Consider the following 2,526-nt stretch of genomic DNA (forward strand, 5'->3'; position numbering starts at 1 on the left):
TTTAGTTGTTGTACCGATTCTGTTAGCTAAAGCTACATATGATTGTGTATTCACGCTTAAGCATTGGAATCGCTAGAACGCTATCAATCTCTGCGTTAGGCTCGCCGTTTGCTCTAGTTGTGCGATCGCTTGATTAACGATCTTGACAAAAGCTATTCTAATTAAATTAGTTCTTAGAATCACCGAGTCTTTATAGTTTGTTACCACTAGCTTCTATTTCTAAAATTTATCTAAATTTTCGTTAAATATAATCATTTGCATAGATAAAAAGTGATGCAACATCTTTGATACTTGTGATTACAATTCTCAGTAAGTAGTTTTTCCACTACTTTGCCAACACAATCAGGGTTAACCTCAACCTCAAGGTGAAAGGGAAGTAAGTAAAACCAATCAATTACTTCTTTCTTTTACCTTTTTATTTCATTGATTAAAATGGACATTGATTGATTTTTACTGAATATAATCTCAGCAATGTGAAACTCAAAAAAATATACTTTAAATCAAAAAATCCCATGTTTACTATTGATTTTTTGATTCATATAAATCAACATATTTGATTTATATTCAGTATCTGAATATAAGCGATTGCACTTTTAATCAGAAATGTTGAATGTCGATAGTATAAATTTATGCCAATCAAAAATATGATTTTTGTTGGCAATATAATATTAGTGTGAATACCTGTATTAAAAACACAAATTTGCATATCACAATTGTATTGTGAGTAATTACCCCATTTTCTAGGTACAAATGCACTGATAATTAGTAACATTAAGCTAAATAAAAATAATCCTGAAATTTAACAAGAGAACTTATATAATAGGCGTATAAAAACTGAATTATTCGCATTTTTCATAAAAATACCTGCACAGTCTGAGAGCAAACTTCAACAAGGTGTAGGCAGTATATGAATATTTTTCCGTATAAGCTATAAAAAGTACTACCCATGAATCGGCGCGCACTGCTGTTAGTAAATCGTCAATCCCGCCAAGGACAAAAGCGTTTGTCAGAAGTGATGAGTTGTCTTGTAGAACAAGGATTTGAGTTGATTGCAGCATCCGCAGAAAATCCTCAGCACTTTTCAGACGTGATTAGGAGATACCAACATCAAGTGGATTTGGTAATTGTTGGTGGCGGTGATGGTACTCTTAACGCTGCGGTAGATACTTTGGTAGAAACTAATTTACCTTTGGGAATCTTACCTTTAGGAACTGCTAATGACCTCGCAAGGACTTTAAAAATTCCCAATTCTTTGCCCGAAGCCACCAAGGTGATTGCCAATGGGAAAGTACAACGCATTGACTTAGGAGAAGTTAATGGCAAATGTTTTTTCAATGTTGCCAGTTTAGGGATGAGTGTGAAGATTACCCAGCGATTAACTAAAGAGGTCAAGCGTCGTTGGGGAATATTCGCTTATGCTTTTACCGCCGTGAAAGTTATTTGGGAATCTCGCCCTTTTAGTGCAGAGATTCGTTTACCTGATCAATCAATTAAAGTGAAAACCGTGCAAATTGCGATCGGTAATGGTCGTTACTATGGTGGTGGTATGGCAGTAGCTCCTGATGCGATGATCGATGATCAAAGATTGGACTTGTACAGTCTAGAGATTAGGCACTGGTGGGAAATTATTCCCTTATTGCCAAGAATGCGACAAGGACGACACATAAATGCCCGAAATGTCCGCGCTCTTCAAGCTCAGGAAATTGAAATATATACTCGCAAACCTCGTCCCATTAATACGGATGGTGAAATCACCACCTATACTCCTGCTTATTTCCGTGTGATTCCCAAAGCTGTAGCTGTTTTTGTTCCCCGCTAGGTGGGGAGATAGGGGAGTGTGGGGAGTAGTAAGCAATCAACAATCAACAACCAACCATCAACAACCATCAATCTACGATTTTCGGAAATAATGTCAGAATATTTGTATTGGTAACTAATGAAGTTTATTTTATTTATCAAGAGTCGGTATTGTGAAAACTCACATTGCCTCACACCAAATGCATCTGAAATTTTCTCAAGATATCAAGTTACTGTTACAACGATTAGCTGAAAAGCCATTGTCCCTTGGAGATATCCTGGCAGAAACTTCTGAACGAGGTTTTAATTTGGTGATTGCACTGTTAGTTTTACCTTTTTTATTTCCTATGCCACCAGGCTTAACAGGACCCTTTGGTGGTGCTTGCTTGATTTTATCCATGCAGATGGTTTTGGGTAGGCGATCGCCTTGGTTGCCTAGAAAAATAGCTACGTATAAATTTCCTCGTTCTTTTGCCAATATACTACTGCAAAATTTACGACGCGTTACTAGGATTCTAGAAAAAATTGCTCGCCCTCGCTTGTCTAAAATAGCTGATAATCCTTATATTTGGCGGTTTAATGGATTTTGCATTTCTTGGTTAGCAGTGTTGCTAATATCACCAGTTCCTCTTACGAACCCTATCCCAACTATAGGTATTTTACTATTAGCAGTAGCAACAATAGAATCTGATGGTTTACTGATGTGTATTGGATATGTATTTACTATTT

2 protein-coding genes are annotated in these 2,526 nt (G+C 36.5%); both read left to right on the forward strand.

Features of this window, described 5'->3' with window-relative positions; translation table 11 throughout:
- Positions 1 to 946: 946 nt before the first annotated feature.
- Positions 947 to 1,819 carry a lipid kinase gene (locus UYK_RS0114280; protein ID WP_009457103.1) on the forward strand — a complete coding sequence of 291 codons (873 nt, stop codon included), beginning with the start codon at positions 947 to 949 and terminating at the stop codon, positions 1,817 to 1,819.
- A 178-nt stretch (positions 1,820 to 1,997) separates the two neighbouring features.
- Positions 1,998 to 2,526, forward strand: a 529-nt coding sequence (locus UYK_RS0114285; RefSeq protein WP_016871633.1) for an exopolysaccharide biosynthesis protein, incomplete at its 3' end; no start/stop codon positions are given.

Source organism: Fischerella thermalis PCC 7521, from assembly GCF_000317225.1.
In the GTDB taxonomy this organism is placed as follows: Bacteria; Cyanobacteriota; Cyanobacteriia; order Cyanobacteriales; family Nostocaceae; genus Fischerella; species Fischerella thermalis.

Excerpts from the sequence above, each read along its gene's own strand:
- UYK_RS0114280 (WP_009457103.1), top strand. The coding sequence starts at position 947 with ATGAATCGGCGCGCACTGCTGTTAGTAAATCGTCAATCCCGCCAAGGA.